The organism is Kitasatospora sp. NPDC058032, assembly GCF_042885845.1.
Lineage (GTDB): Bacteria > Actinomycetota > Actinomycetes > Streptomycetales > Streptomycetaceae > Kitasatospora.
In genome coordinates this window covers 484,954-498,304 of the sequence record NZ_JBHVRK010000003.1, presented here as the reverse complement: position 1 = coordinate 498,304, position 13,351 = coordinate 484,954, and the positions used below count along the sequence as shown (strand labels likewise).

The following is a 13,351-nucleotide window of genomic DNA, read 5'->3' as shown; positions in this document are numbered from 1 at the left end:
ATCACCCGGGCCGCCGCGATCGCGATGGCGCTGGCCATCGGCGTGAACCTGGGCGGTGAGATCGCCCGGCTCTTCATGAAGCTCCCGGTCGGGGGCGAGCGTCCCTCGCTCGCCCCGGTGATCCCCCGCCGGGCCGCCAAGCGCACCCGCGGCTTCTGACGCCGGGCGTTGGCCCCCGGGCCATGTCGCGGCAGGTCGCACGCAGCACCAGGAACGAAGGTAAGAGCCATGACCACACTGCTGGACGGCTATCGCGAGCACATCGTCGCCACGCACAAGCAACCGCTGTTCCTGCTGCTGGTCGGGTTCACCACCTCCTTCGTCTTCATCCGGTTCAGCGTGCGGATGATCAGGGCCCAGGTGCGCTGGTGGCCCGGCAACGTGACGCCCGGCGGGCTGCACATCCACCACATGGTGTTCGGCCTGGGATTCCTGCTGGCCGGTGGCATCGGGGTGTTCGCGACCTACGGCGGGCACCCGTGGATCGACGTCTTCGGGCTGCTCTTCGGCATCGGCTGCGGCCTGGTGCTGGACGAGTTCGCGCTGATCCTGCACCTGGACGACGTCTACTGGAGCGAGCAGGGGCGCAAGTCGGTGGACGCGGTGATCTTCGGCATCCTCTTCACCGGCCTGCTGCTCGTCGGGTACGTCCCGCTCGGCGCCGAGCCCACCGGGGAGACCAGGTGGGGGCTGGTCACGGTGATCTCGGTGAACGCGCTGGCGATGGTCGTCACCCTGCTCAAGGGCAAGGTGTGGACCGGGCTGCTGGGCATCATGGTGCCCGGCCTCTCCTGGGTCGGCGCCGTCCGGCTGGCCCGCCCGAGCAGCCCCTGGGCGCGCTGGCGGTACGCCGCGAGTCCGCGCCTGCGGGCCCGGGCGCTCCGGCGCGAGCGCCTGCTGCACCGGCGTGCGGACCAGGCCCGCACCTGGCTCTTCGACCTGATCGCCGGGGCGCCCGACAAGGTGCCGGCCCACCACCCGGCGGCCCACCGGGTGGCCGAGCAGATGGCCGCCCGGGCCACCGCGCACCTGGACGCGCACGCCGCCCGGGCGCTGGCCCGGCGGTCCGCCCGGCTGGCCGACCGCCGTTCGGCGGCGGGCACCGCGGAGCACCCGTCGGGGAGCCGCCGCAGCGCCGGGGCCGGTGCGCCCGGCGACGGCGGGCCGACCGCCCGGGCGGGGCGGCACGGCCGGTCCCAGCAGCGACGGCGGGCGGTCCGGGCCGGCCGCAGCCGGACGTACGCGGTGGGCCCGGCCGGCCAGGTGACCCGGCCGGGCCGGCACCGCTGGCTGCGGCCGCGGACCCGCAGGATGAGCCGGTAGCGGGCGCGCCCGGGCGCACGGTAGCCCGGCTGGAGGCGGCTGCAGTCTGATCATCTGATGGTCACTCGGTTGGTGGCGCGGGCTTGAGGCATGAAAGCGCCTCGGCTTGAGAACATGGCGTTCAGTGACCGCCTTGTCACGGAATGGGATGGTTCGTCGGCCCGTCGGCCCACGTGTGCGTGGCCGCTCCACTCCCTCGTGGCCGTTCGAAGGGATGAATCGTGGCGCGCAGGCTCCTGCCGACCCTCCTGTTGTCCCTCGCCCTCTCCCTCGCCGCCCTGCTCGGACTGCTCCCCGCCGCGGTGTCCGTCACGGCGGCACCGGCCCCGTTCGCTCCGGCCGACGTGCCGCCCGGTGCGCCGCCGGTCACCGTGCCGCCGGTCACCGTGCCGCCCGGGGCCGGGGACCAGGCCTACCCGTCCGCCGAGGAGATCGACCGCGCCCGGGCCGAGGCCGATCGCCGGGCCGGCGGCGTCACCGCCATCGAGGCCGCGCTCACCGCCGCCAGGACCAAAGCCGACCAGGCGGCCCGGACCGCCGAACAGGCCGTCGAGGCCTACAACGGCGCCCAACTCGCCCTCACCCGGGCCCGCACCGAGGAGTCCGCCGCGGCCGTCCGGGCCGCAGCCGCCGAGGCCGAGCGGTCCGAGGCGGCCGAGGAGGCCGCCGCCCTGGCCGCCGAAACGTACCGGCAGGGCACCGGCGCCGAACTCTCCGCGATCAACGCCCTGCTCGGTGCGCGCGGTCCGCGCGAGGCCGGGGACCGGGCGGCCGTGGTCGGGATCGCCAGCCGCCGCACCCGGCAGATCCTCGACGCGGCGGTCTCCACGGCCGCCGCGGCCGCCCGGGCTGCCGCCGCCGCGCGCACCGCGACCGGGGCCGCCGAACGTGCCGCCGCCGCGGTCGGCGCCGCCCGGCAGCGCGCCGAGGCACGGCTGGCGGACCAGCAGAACCAGGTCACGGCCGCCGGACTGCGGCGCGAGCAGCTGCTCACCGAACTGGCCGCCGCCCGGAACACCACCGTCGAGCTGGAGCGGCAGCGGCGCGAGGCGCTGGAGGAGATCGCCGCCCGGGAGGCCGAGGCCGCCGCCCGCGCCGCCGCCGAGAAAGCGGCAGCCGAACGCGAGGCGGCGGAGCAGGCCGCCCGCGAGGCCGAGGCCAGGGCCGCCGCCGAAGCTGCCAAAGCCGCCGAACGGGACGCGGCTGCGGCCGAGGCCGCGCGGACCGCCCCGCCCACCGGCTCCGCCGCACCCCCGCCCCCGGAGCGCCCCTGGTCGGCCGAGGGCGCGGCCGAGGCCATCGCCTTCGCCCGCACCAAGATCGGTCTGCCCTACGTCTGGGGCGGCGAGGGCCCGGGCGGCTACGACTGCTCCGGGCTGACCATGATGGCGTGGCGCCAGGGCGGCAAGCGGCTCAACCACTTCGCCGCCGACCAGTACGCCCAGTCCACCCCGGTCACCTACCGCCAGCTCCGCCCCGGCGACCTGGTCTTCTGGAGCGCCACCGGCCGCGCCGCCGACATCCACCACGTCGGCCTCTACATCGGCGACGACCAGATGATCGAGGCCCCCCGGGCCGGCCGGCCGGTCAAGCAGGCCAGCCTCTGGATCATGGGCACCCCGGACTTCTACGCCCGCCCCTGACCCCCGGCCGGGCGCCCGTTCACTCCGTCACCGGCAGGCACTCGGCGAGCAGGCCGAGGACGTCGCGCCAGGCCCGCTCCGCGTGCCGGGGGTGGTGGCCGACACCGGGGAGCACGGTGTGGTCGACCGGCGGGTGGTGGAACGCGTGCAGCGCCCCGCCGTAGACCACGAGGCGCCAGTCGACACCCGCGGCCTGCATCTCGGCGGTGAACGCCTCCCGCTGCGCGGGCGGCATGATCGGGTCCTCCGACCCGACCCCGGCCCACACCGGGCAGCGGATGAGCGCCGCCTCGCCCGGCCGGCCCGTGGTCAGGGCGTTGACCGTTCCGATCGCCCGCAGGTCGACCCCGGCGCGGCCGAGTTCCAGGGCGATGGCGCCCCCGGTGCCGTAACCGACGGCGGCGATCCGCTCCGGGTCGGTGCGCGGTTCGGCGCGCAGCACGTCGAGCGCCGCGTGGCCGATGTCCCGCATCCGCTCGGGGTCGGCGAGCAGCGGCATCGCGCGCGCCAGCATCTCCTGGGGGTCGGTGAACCAGCGCCCGCCGTGGAGGTCGAAGGCCAGTGCCACGTAGCCCAGTTCGGCGAGGGCGTCGGCCCGGTGGCGGTAGACGTCGTTCAGGCCGGGCCCCTCGGGGCCGAGCAGGACCGCCGGGCGGCGGCCGGTTCCGGAGGGGAGCGCGAGGTGTCCGATCATTGTCAGTCCGTCGGCCGGGTAACTGACCGTGTGGGTGGTGATCGTCGTCATGGGCCGGACTCTAGGACGGCCGGCGCCCGTCCGGGCCGGTCTTCGCCGAGGGCGGACGGAACGGGTGGGGCCCGTGCTCCGCACCCGGAATAATTGGGATGCCTTCGCCGAAATCCCGCCGTACGGTGAGCGAATGGGCAACGAGACGAACGACGGCCCCCGCGATCCGGGCAGTGGCCGTCTGAAGGAACAGCGTTCGAAGGAGCAGGGCGACATCGTCGACGGGATCGAGGTCCGGGCGGTCGGCGAGGACGAGGTCGAGGCGTGGGACCGGGCGCTGGTCGTCGGCTTCCTGCGGCCGCACGTCGGCCGGGCGACGGAGTTCCGCCGCCGGCAGTGGAAGCCGGACCGGATGCTCGGGGCGTTCGACGACGGCCGGATCGTCGCCACCTTCCGCAGCTTCGACGCCGAACTGACCGTGCCCGGCGGCGCCGTGGTGAAGGCCGACGCGATCACCGCCGTCACCGTGACCGCCACCCACCGGCGGCGCGGCCTGCTGCGCCGGATGATGACCGGGGATCTCGCCGCGGCCCGGGAGCGCGGCGCCGCCGTCGCGATCCTGATCGCCGCCGAGTACAACATCTACGGCCGGTACGGCTTCGGCCCCGCCACCCGCGGCCACGGCTGGAACATCGACCTGCTCCGCGCCGGCGGCCTGCGGGCCGGCCTGCCCACCGTGCCCGGCGGGCGGATCGACCTGGTCGACATGGCGGAGCTGCGCAAGATCGGCCCCGAGCTGTTCGACCGCTGGCGGGTCACCCAGCCCGGTGTGATCGACCGCGACGAGCTGACCTGGCAGCGCCACACCGGTGAGATCGAGGTGCCCGGCTTCGACTGGAAGGAGCCCTTCGCCGTCGTCCACCGGGACGCCGAGGGAACCGCCACCGGCCTGGCCGTCTACAAGATCGACGACACCTGGGACGGCTCCTACCCGAACTGCACGCTCACCGTCCTGGACCTCTTCGCCCTGGACCGGCCGACGGCCCACGCGCTGTGGAGCTACCTCTTCTCGGTCGACTGGGTGCGCAAGGTCTCGGTGGAGAACGTCGGACCGGACGACCCGCTGCCGATGCTGCTGAACGAGCCGCGCGCCGCCACCCCGCACGTCGACAACGCCGACTTCATGTGGCTGCGGGTGCTGGACGTCGAGGCCGCCTTCAGCGCCCGGACGTACGGCGCGCCCGGCCGCGTGGTGCTGGAGGTCGAGGACCGGGAGGGCTACGCCGCCGGCCGCTGGGCGATCGAGGTCGCCGCGGACGGCACCGGCCGCTGCACCCGGACGACCGACGAGGCCGACCTGGCGCTGGACGCCTCGGCGCTCGGCACGCTCTACCTGGCCGGCGAGACGCTGCCCCGGATCGCGCTGGCCGGCCTGGTCACCGAGCTGCGCCCGGGCGCGGTGGCCGCCGCGGACCTGCTGTTGCGCAGGCCGCTGCTGGCCTGGAACATCGACGGATTCTGATCGGTCGTCACCCCCGGTCCGCGTGGCCGGGGGCGTCCGCCGTGCGGTGGCCGTTCCGCGGCTACTTCACCGCGGTCTTCCCGATGGTGGGCAGGATGAAGTCCTGGATGAGGCCCTTGGCGTCACGGACGATCGGCCGGAACACCCGGTAGCGCGAAAGGTTGATCACCCGGGCCGCCATGGGCACCGACCGCCGGACGAACTCCCGGGTGCGCTCGGTGTCCGGGGTCCGGTCGAAGACCCAGTAGAGCACCACGATCATCAGGTACAGCCACAGCACGTCGGGCAGCAGGTCGACCAGTTCGGCGTCCAGCTTCGGTGCCAGCTCGGAGCCCTGCAGCACCTCGCGGAACAGCTCGACGGCCGTCGCCCGGGCCGGGTGGGACTCGTTGGAGAACGGGCTCAGGGAGCTGTTCGGGTCGGCGGCGGTGCGGAAGAACTGGGCGGAGAACTCGTGGTACGGAGCGGCCGTGTCGAGCCAGGAGGCGAGGGCGATCTCCAGGCGCTCGCTGAAGTCCCGGGTGTGCGCCATGCGGTTCCTGGCGTCCGCCGCGTGCTCGTACGTCATGCGGTCGTAGAACCCCTGGATCAGGAATTCCTTGGCCGAGAAGTAGTAGTAGGCGTTGCCGACCGAGACGCCCGCCTCGGTGGCGATGGCGCGCATGGTGGTCTTCTCGTAGCCGCGCTCCTGGAAGAGCCGCATCGCGGTCTCCAGGATCAGGGCCCGGGTCTGCTCACTCTTGTCGGTCTTCGGCTGCGCGCGGCTGCCGCGGGACTCCGCGGGGGATCCGGCGCCCCCGTCCGCGCCGTTGGTGCCGTTCGCCGTGTTCGTGCCGTTCGTCGCTGCCAGGTCGTCCACGGCCCCGAGCCTAGCCCGATCGGATCAGTCCCAGGCGGTGTCGGCGCTCGCGGCACCGGACGCCCCCTCCGCGTCCGGTGCCGACGCCGCCCCACCACATTTTTCGAACGTGTTCAAAGGCATGTCCTGACTCTAGGTCAGCGCTTGAACGCGTTCAAGCGCGAATGAGAGGCTTGTCGAATGAGCACCGTGATCCGTCCGGGCGGTACCCGGGACGCCGAGACCGTCGCCGAACTGCACGCCGCCAGCTGGCGCACCGCGTACGCCGGCATCGTCCCCACCGAAGCGCTCGGCGACGGACTGGCCGCCGAGCGGCGCGAGATCTGGGAACTGCGGCTGGCCGCCGACTACGGCGGCCCGGAGAACACCCCTGAACTGCTGATCGCCGAACGGGACGGTGACGTCGTCGGGTTCGCCTACCTCGTCCCGCACTGGGACGGCCGGTTGCTGCTCGACAACCTGCACGTCCGCCCCGGGCTGACCGGCGGCGGCATCGGCCGGGAGCTGCTGGCCGCCGCCCGGGCCCACATGGCCGACCGCCACCCCGGGACGGACCTCTACCTGGAGGTGCTGCAGGCCAACACCCGCGCGATCGCCTTCTACGAGCGCGAGGGCGCCCACCGCACCGCCGCGCGCGAGGGCGTCTTCCCCGGCGGCCACACGCTGCCCGAGTACGAGTACACCTGGCCGGCCTCCGAACTCGCCCGTCAGTCGCGGTCGTAGACCGTCACCGGAACCCCCCGGCCGGTCAGCCGGGCGGTCACCAGGGGCTCCACCGACTCCCAGCGCCCGCCCGCCAGCCCGCACCCGATCCGCGGCATGTGCACGGACGCCCCCAGGTCGAGCGCGTGCCCGGCCAGCGTCGCCAGTGCGGTATCGATCGCCTCGTACCGCACCGGCGGCCCGGAGGAGCGGCCGGTGCGGATGCCGCGCTGGCCGACCATGTTGGCCACCCAGAGGTACTTCTCGACCCGCACCAACTGCACGGCGCCGAGCCCGAAGTCGTTCCCCGCCCGCTCGCGGTGCCAGCGCCGGTACGCCTCCTCCGGCTGCGGCCAGCGTCGGGAGACGGCCAGCACGAACCCCTTCCCCCAGCCCCCGACGTCGTTGCAGACGTGCGCGATCACCTTCACCCCCTTGCCCAGGGGTGCCGTGGCATCGCCACGGACGTAGCCGATGGTGCTCGCTGTCGTCATGGCCCGAAGGTTAGTGCGAGGCACCGACAACGCCTCGGGGAGCTTCCGCCGGTACGGCCAGCAGGTGGTGGCCGGCGAGGCCGATCAGTAGGGCGAGCGCCGCCGCCCCCGCCGGGATCCAGTAGCCCGCGCCGGGTCCCGCGTGCTCGGCGACCGTGCCCGCCAGTGCCGAGCCGGCCGAGATGCCGACCACGATGCCGGACACCGCGATCGCCATGCCCTCGTTCAACTGCCGCTGCGGCAGCAGCTCCTGGAGCAGCATCATGCCGGTGACCATGGTCGGCGCGGTCCCCGTCCCGGCCGCGAACAGCGCCACTCCGAGCAGGACGAGTCCCACGCCGCCCAGTCCGGCCGCCAACGGCAGCAGCAGCAGTCCCGCCATCGCCGCGAGGCCCCGCAGGAAGCGGACGCCCGCCGGCCCGTTCGGCCGCAGCGTGCCGAACACCAGCCCGGCCACGCAGGACCCGGCCGCCACCAGGGCCAGCAGACCGCCCGCGACCGGCCGGTGCCCCAGCGCGTCGGCGTAGGCGACGGTGGTCAGGTCGAGCGCGCCGAAGATCATGCCGGTGCTGAGGAAGGTCACCGTGAGCACCCGCAGCCCCGGTACCCGCAGCGGGGAGCCGTGCCGTCCGGCAGCCGGGTGTCCGGCGGTCGGCGGTTCGGTGCGGCGCTGGGCCGCGAAGAGCAGCCCGCCGACCGCGCCGAGCCCGCCGGCGGTGAGCAGTCCGGCCTCCGGCGCGATCGTGGTGCACAGCACCATGCCGAGCACCGGGCCGGCCATGAAGCAGAGTTCGTCCAGCGCCTGCTCGAAGGAGTTGGCGAGGTGCCGCTCGTCCGGCTCGTCCCGGAGCAGGTGCGCCCAGCGGGCCCGGGCCATGCCGCCGAGGTTCGGTGCCGCCGCGCCGGCCGCCCAGCAGACGTACAGCGTCCAGTCGGGAGCCCCGGCGCGGATGCAGAGCAGCAGTCCGGAGAGCGGCACCACGCAGTAGAGCACCGCGGGGACGGTGACCCGCGCCTGCCCGAACCGGTCGACCAGCCGGCCGATCACCGGCATGCCGATCGCCCCGGTGACCAGGCCGGTCGCCGCGACGGTGCCCGCCAGCGCGTACGAGCCGCGCCGTTCGGCGATCAGCACCACCAGCGAGACCCCGGTCATCGACATCGACAGCCGGCCGAGCAGCCCGGCCAGGGTGAAGGCGGTGGTGCCGGGCCGGGCGAACAGGCGTCGGTACGGGGAGAACATGGGACTCCGCAGGGAGAGGGGAAGGGGATGGCCCCTCAGCCTCGGGCCGCCGGCCGTGCGTGGTCCAACACCTGTTCTGCCGCACTGACAACAGCGTGGTGTCAATGTGGCCGGAAAAAATCGGCCCGCCCGCCCCCGGGGACGTTGTTAGCCTGCCGCCATGCCCCGTGACCTGCACCCCCGCCTGCTCCGCGGTTTCGTCGCGACCGCGGAGGCGCTGCACTTCGGGCGGGCCGCCGAGCGTCTGCACGTGGCCCAGCAGGCGCTCAGCCGGGACGTCCGGACGCTGGAACGGCTGCTCGGCGACGCGCTGTTCACCCGCACCACGCGCAATGTCGAACTCACCGCGGCCGGGCACGGGTTGCTGCCCAAGGCGCGCCGGCTGCTGGCGCTGCACGACGAGATCCTGGCCGGCGCCGCGCACCGTTCGCTGCTGCTGGACCTCAACAGCGACGTCACCGGACCGGACCTCACCGGCTACCGGCTGCTCCACCGGGCCCGCGCCGCTTGGCCGGAGGGCGAGCTCCTGGCCCGCTTCCACGGTGGGCTGGCGGCCGCCGCCGGTGAACTGCTCGCCCACCGGCTGGACGTCTCGTTCGGCCGCTTCGCCGGCCTGGCCTCCGGGGTGCGCGCCCAACTCGCCCAGCGGCCCATCCGGTTCGAGCGGGTTTCGGTGATGATGGCGGCCGGCCATCCGCTCGCCGGGCGGCCGGTGCTACGGCCGGCCGACCTGGCCGGCCATCCGGTGGACGTCTGCGCGGGCAATCCGGCCACCACCGAGTGGACCGACCTCGGCCTGCGGCTGCTGCGCGAGCACGGCCTGACGCCCGCGCCGCCGCGCGTCCCGCCGGTCGGGGTGGACGAGACGGCCCGCTACCTCGCCCGGCACGGCGATCCGATGCTGACCACCGCCGGCGGTCCGGTGCTGCCGGGTGCGGTGAACGTGCCGCTGGCCGAGCCGGTGCCGCTCAGCCTGGTGAGTCTGGTGCACCGCCCGGACCTGCGGCATCCCGGGCTGACCGCGCTGCTCTCCGCGGCCGTCGAACTCGGTGCTCGGGAGGGGTGGTTGCGGCGCCCGGTGGACAGCTGGCTCCCGGCGGCGGACGCCGCGCTGCTGGCGCCCTGAGCGGTCCTCCGCCCGGGCGGCGTGCTCCCCGGCGCAGGCGGAGGCGGTGCGCGGAGAAGACGGTGTGCGAAATTGCGCCGGATCAGGAATCACCCGGCGTCGGACGGTTGTTCGAGCCGAAGACGATCCCACCCCTGCCGCTCGGGGGTCGGCAGGGGTGGGGTCGGCTGCGGACGCGCAGTCGCAGGGGGGCGTCGAGACGGCGCGCCCGCGGTCGGGGGAGGGCCCCGCAGGGCCCGGGGCCGCGGTCGGCCGGGTCAGGCCGCCTTCACTGCGGAGATGTCGAAGGTGAGCTTCACCTTCTCGCCGATCAGCACGCCGCCGGTCTCCAGGGCCGCGTTGTAGGTGAGGCCCCACTCGGTGCGGTCCAGGACGGCCTTGCCCTCGAAGCCGACCCGGTCCGCGCCGTAGGCGTCGACGGCGTGGCCGGTGAAGTCGAGGTCCAGGACGATCGGACGGGTGACGTCCTTGATGGTCAGCTCGCCGGTCATCCGGTAGGAGTCGTCGCGCAGGCGCTCGGCGGAGGTGCTGCGGAAGCTCATCTCGGGGAAGGTCTCGGCGGCGAAGAAGTCGCTGGTGCGCAGGTGCTCGTCGCGCTGGGCCTGGTTGGTGTCGATGCTGCCGACCTTGATGACCAGCACGGCGCTGGAGTTGGTCGGCGTGGTGCCGTCGAGGTGCAGCTTGCCGTCGTACTCGGTGAAGCGGCCCTTGACGTTGGTGACCATCGCGTGGCGGACGGAGAAGCCGATCTCGCTGTGGGTGGCGTCGATGGTCCAGTCGCCCGAGAGGTGGCCGAGGTCCGGGCCCTCGGTGGCGGCGACGGCAGTGGTGGTCGCGGCGGCGGTGTTCTTGGTGCGGTTGAAAAGGCCCATGGCTCCTCCTCGGGTTCGAAGCCATTTGTTTAGGCTTCAACTTGTTGGCTCCACTGTAGCCCCACTTCGTTCAAAGTTCAACCATGCTGGTCGAGGGCCCGCCGGTAGGGTCGGAGCCGGTCGGCCGTCCGGCTTGACCCTCGACCCGGTCGAGGTCCCAGAGTCCTCGGCATGGAGAGCGACCTGCGCAGCATCGGAGAGCTGGCCCGCGACAGCGGTCTGAGCGTGAGCGCCCTGCGCTTCTACGACGGCGCCGACGTACTGGCCCCCGCCCGTGTCGACCCGCGCACCGGCTACCGCTGGTACGCGCCCGAGCAGCTCGCCGACGCCCGGCTGCTCGCCCGGCTGCGCCGGGTGGGCCTGCCGCTGGCCGACATCCGGGCGGTGCTCGGCGCGGCCCCCGGCGGCGACGCCGCCCGGCGGGTGCTCGACGCGCACCTGCGCCGACTGGAGCACGGCCTCGCCGACGCGCGCCGGGAGCTCTCCCTGATCCGTCGACTGATCGACCAGAGGGAGAACCCGATGACCGCCACCCCCGTCGAGTACCGCTGCACCGTCCCCGCCCGCGCGCTGGCCGAGGCCCTGGACGCGGTCCGCTTCGCCGTCGGCAGCGACCCCGAGCTGCCGGTCCTGTCCGGCGTGCTGTTCGACCTGGACGGCGGTCTGCTGCGGCTGGTCGCCACCGACCGCTACCGGATGGCCCTCGCCGAGGTCCCGGTCGAGGGCCCGGCGGCGGACGCCTCCGCCGCCGCGATCGTGCCGACCGCCCTGGCCGACGCCCTCCGCGCGCTGCTCGGCTCCGGCTCCGGTGCCGGGACGGCGGAGCTGGTGCTGGACGGTACGGCGGTGGGCGTCGCGGTGGACGGCCACCGGATCGAGGGCGTCGCGCTCGGCCACGACTACCCCGACTACCGCGCGCTGATCCGGCTGGACCCCGTCCGCCGGGTCGGCCTGTCCGCCGCCGACCTGCGCGAGGCGGTCGCGTCCGCCCCGACCCGCACCCTCCCGTCCGGCCCGGACGGTGCCGCCTGCGAGGTCGCCGTGCTGGCCGTCGACGAGGCCGGCCGTCTCACTGTCGCGGCGCCCGCTGCCGACGCGTCCGACCCGGACGCCCTGCGGGTGGCGGTCAACCGGGACTTCCTGCTGGAGGCGCTCCCGGCCGGCGCCCCGGGGCAGCTCGTCCTCGAACTCGGCGGGCCCATCGCCCCGCTCGCCATCCGCACCCCCGAGCACCCGGGTACCTTCTCGGTGCTCATGCCGGTCCGCCTCCCGGCCTGACCGGACCCGACACCGGCGCGCTCCCGAGGTGTTTGCTGGTGCTAGCGGTGCGCTTGCAAAAGCAAGCAGCGTGGGGCAGGGTGATCCCATGGCCTCCCTGAACGTCGGCTCGCTGGGCGAGTACATCCGCGAACAGCGGCGCAACGCGCAGTACTCGCTGCGGCAGTTGGCGGAGGCCGCCGGCGTGTCCAACCCCTACCTCAGCCAGATCGAGCGAGGGTTGCGCAAGCCGAGCGCGGAGATCCTGCAGCAGATCGCCAAGGCGCTGCGGATCTCGGCGGAGACGCTCTACGTCCAGGCCGGGATCCTGGAGGAACGGCGTGGTGAGGGCCTGGAACTGCGGGCCTCGATCCTCGCCGATCCGCTGATCAACGAGCAGCAGAAGCAGGCGCTGCTCGCGGTCTACGACGCCTTCCTCAAGGAGAACGCCGCCGGGCGACCGCCCGGTGCGGACGAGGGTGCGGGCGGGAGCGCGGACGAGCACGAGGGCAAGGCACCCTAGACACCACGGGAGGACCGGCCGTGCCGATCACGGACGACATCAAGAAGACCCTGACCGACCCCACCCCGCTGTACGCCCTCGCCGGCGCCGGGGACCTCGCCTACGAGAAGCTGCGGGAGGTGCCCGGCAAGGTCGAGGCGCTCGCGGCCGACCGCAAGGGCACCCAGGAGAAGGCCACCGCCCGGCTGGCCGAGGCCCAGGCCCGGCTGGTCGAGGCGCAGTCCAAGGTCACCGGCACCGTCACCGCGCTGCCGGCCGACCTGAGGACGCTGCAGGAGAAGGCGCAGACCTTCGCGCTCCAGCAGGTCGGCCGCGCCGTCGAGCTGGCGGTGAAGGCCAAGGAGACCTACGACGGGCTGGCCGAGCGCGGCAAGGTCGCGGTCGACCGCGGGCGCGGCGCCGAGGCCGGTGCGGACGAGGCGGTCGCCGAGCGGGTCGACGCCGAGGAGGCCGGGGGCGAACTCGTCGAGGGCGAGCTGGTCGAGGAGGCGGCGGCCGAGGACGAGGCGCCCGCCGCGGCCCCGAAGCGCGGCCGGTCCCGCAAGAGCGCGGAGTAGCACCGCGCGATACCGGGGCGCATCGGGCGCCACCGGGCCGTTGACCCCTTGGCGGACGCCCCGCCGTGCCAGGATGGACGGACGGGGTGCCGCAGCGAGACGAGGAGGCCGTGATGGGCGGAGTGGCCCAGATTCTGTTCCTGGACTACCTGAATCCGTTCTGGTGGCTGGCCGTCGCCATCCTGGGCTACAAGCTGTTCGCGCTGATCGACGCCGCCACCCGCCCGGAGGACGCCTACCGGGCGGCCGACAAGAAGACCAAGGGCTTCTGGCTCGCGCTCCTGGGCATCGCGTTCGGGCTGGACCTGCTGTTCGGCGCGAACTTCATGACCAGCTTCCTCACCCTGGGCGGCCTGGTCGCGGCGATCGTCTACGTGGTCGACGTCCGCCCGGCGATCCGGGCGCTCACCCAACGGGGCGGCGGCCGGGGCGACCAGCGCAACATGGGGCCGTACGGGCCCTGGTGACGGCGGGAGCACCGAGCCCCGGCGTCCGGCGGACCACCCGCGCGGACGCCGGGGCTCGGCGTTTCCCGGTGTCTCCGG

The 13,351-nt window shown here is 74.1% G+C and carries 14 protein-coding genes; 9 read left to right on the top strand and 5 right to left on the bottom strand.

Annotated features, from left to right (window positions below; translation table 11 throughout):
- Nucleotides 1-228 precede the first annotated feature (228 nt).
- On the top strand, nt 229-1,323 hold the full coding sequence (locus ACFVUH_RS07775) for a hypothetical protein (RefSeq protein ID WP_387911804.1): 1,095 nt from the start codon (nt 229-231) through the stop codon (nt 1,321-1,323).
- A 221-nt stretch (nt 1,324-1,544) separates the two neighbouring features.
- Nucleotides 1,545-2,966: a C40 family peptidase gene (locus tag ACFVUH_RS07770; protein ID WP_387911802.1), complete on the top strand. Its 1,422-nt coding sequence runs from the start codon at nt 1,545-1,547 to the stop codon at nt 2,964-2,966.
- A 19-nt stretch (nt 2,967-2,985) separates the two neighbouring features.
- On the opposite strand, the gene ACFVUH_RS07765 is transcribed toward ACFVUH_RS07770, so the two are convergent.
- The gene (locus ACFVUH_RS07765; RefSeq protein WP_387911800.1) at nt 2,986-3,711 is read right to left on the bottom strand and encodes a dienelactone hydrolase family protein; all 726 of its coding nucleotides are present in this window, start codon (nt 3,709-3,711) and stop codon (nt 2,986-2,988) included.
- A 133-nt stretch (nt 3,712-3,844) separates the two neighbouring features.
- Here ACFVUH_RS07765 and ACFVUH_RS07760 point away from each other — a divergent pair, with 133 nt between their 5' ends.
- On the top strand, nt 3,845-5,173 hold the full coding sequence (locus ACFVUH_RS07760) for a GNAT family N-acetyltransferase (RefSeq protein WP_387911799.1): 1,329 nt from the start codon (nt 3,845-3,847) through the stop codon (nt 5,171-5,173).
- A 61-nt stretch (nt 5,174-5,234) separates the two neighbouring features.
- Here ACFVUH_RS07760 and ACFVUH_RS07755 read toward each other — a convergent pair whose 3' ends face one another.
- Nucleotides 5,235-6,032, bottom strand: a complete 798-nt coding sequence (locus tag ACFVUH_RS07755; protein ID WP_387911797.1) for a TetR family transcriptional regulator — start codon at nt 6,030-6,032, stop codon at nt 5,235-5,237.
- A gap of 180 nt (nt 6,033-6,212) precedes the next feature.
- On the opposite strand from ACFVUH_RS07755, the gene ACFVUH_RS07750 reads away from it, so the two are divergent.
- On the top strand, nt 6,213-6,755 hold the full coding sequence (locus ACFVUH_RS07750) for a GNAT family N-acetyltransferase (protein ID WP_387911796.1): 543 nt from the start codon (nt 6,213-6,215) through the stop codon (nt 6,753-6,755).
- Here ACFVUH_RS07750 and ACFVUH_RS07745 read toward each other — a convergent pair.
- Together ACFVUH_RS07745 and ACFVUH_RS07740 are read right to left on the bottom strand one after the other, a co-directional pair.
- Nucleotides 6,740-7,228: a macro domain-containing protein gene (locus tag ACFVUH_RS07745; RefSeq protein ID WP_387911794.1), complete on the bottom strand. Its 489-nt coding sequence runs from the start codon at nt 7,226-7,228 to the stop codon at nt 6,740-6,742. The genes ACFVUH_RS07750 and ACFVUH_RS07745 overlap by 16 nt on opposite strands.
- A 10-nt stretch (nt 7,229-7,238) precedes the next feature.
- Nucleotides 7,239-8,471, bottom strand: a complete 1,233-nt coding sequence (locus ACFVUH_RS07740) for an MFS transporter (RefSeq protein ID WP_387911793.1) — start codon at nt 8,469-8,471, stop codon at nt 7,239-7,241.
- A 160-nt stretch (nt 8,472-8,631) separates the two neighbouring features.
- On the opposite strand from ACFVUH_RS07740, the gene ACFVUH_RS07735 reads away from it, so the two are divergent.
- Nucleotides 8,632-9,597, top strand: a complete 966-nt coding sequence (locus tag ACFVUH_RS07735) for a LysR family transcriptional regulator (RefSeq protein WP_387911791.1) — start codon at nt 8,632-8,634, stop codon at nt 9,595-9,597.
- A 257-nt stretch (nt 9,598-9,854) separates the two neighbouring features.
- Here ACFVUH_RS07735 and ACFVUH_RS07730 read toward each other — a convergent pair whose 3' ends face one another.
- A complete protein-coding gene (locus ACFVUH_RS07730) occupies nt 9,855-10,469 on the bottom strand; it encodes a YceI family protein (protein ID WP_387911790.1) in 615 nt (204 codons plus the stop codon).
- Nucleotides 10,470-10,640: 171 nt separating this feature from the next.
- On the opposite strand from ACFVUH_RS07730, the gene ACFVUH_RS07725 reads away from it, so the two are divergent.
- The 4 genes from ACFVUH_RS07725 (at nt 10,641) to ACFVUH_RS07710 (ending at nt 13,273) form a co-directional block, all read left to right on the top strand.
- On the top strand, nt 10,641-11,747 hold the full coding sequence (locus ACFVUH_RS07725; protein ID WP_387911789.1) for a MerR family transcriptional regulator: 1,107 nt from the start codon (nt 10,641-10,643) through the stop codon (nt 11,745-11,747).
- Nucleotides 11,748-11,835: 88 nt separating this feature from the next.
- Nucleotides 11,836-12,249 (top strand): helix-turn-helix transcriptional regulator, encoded by a 414-nt coding sequence (locus ACFVUH_RS07720; protein WP_355357719.1) that lies wholly within the window; start codon nt 11,836-11,838, stop codon nt 12,247-12,249.
- Between the two features lie 20 nt (nt 12,250-12,269).
- The gene (locus ACFVUH_RS07715; RefSeq protein ID WP_387911788.1) at nt 12,270-12,806 is read left to right on the top strand and encodes a hypothetical protein; all 537 of its coding nucleotides are present in this window, start codon (nt 12,270-12,272) and stop codon (nt 12,804-12,806) included.
- 113 nt (nt 12,807-12,919) lie between these two features.
- On the top strand, nt 12,920-13,273 hold the full coding sequence (locus ACFVUH_RS07710) for a DUF2516 family protein (RefSeq protein WP_355358864.1): 354 nt from the start codon (nt 12,920-12,922) through the stop codon (nt 13,271-13,273).
- Nucleotides 13,274-13,351: the final 78 nt, after the last annotated feature.